The 219-nt window shown below is 65.8% G+C and carries 1 protein-coding gene; it reads left to right on the forward strand.

All coding sequences use genetic code 11. The features are described from left to right. Positions 1-219 (forward strand): SDR family NAD(P)-dependent oxidoreductase (locus IG08_RS0153725; RefSeq protein WP_030622595.1); only part of this gene is annotated, 219 nt, incomplete at both ends.

Genomic DNA, 219 nt, shown 5'->3' on the forward strand with positions numbered 1-219 from the left:
GTCAACGTCTCCTCCGTACACGCCAGCACCGGCTTCGAACGCATCGCCGCCTACGCCGCAAGCAAGGGCGGCGTCGAAGCCCTCACCAAATCACTCGCCATCGAATGGGCCGACCGCGGTGTACGCGTCAACACCCTCGCGCCCGGCTACTTCCACACCGACCTCAGCTCCGGGCTACTGGACAGCAAATGGGGCGAACGGATCGTACGCAGCACCCCC

It is taken from the genome of Streptomyces fulvoviolaceus (assembly GCF_000718165.1).
GTDB lineage: Bacteria > Actinomycetota > Actinomycetes > Streptomycetales > Streptomycetaceae > Streptomyces > Streptomyces fulvoviolaceus.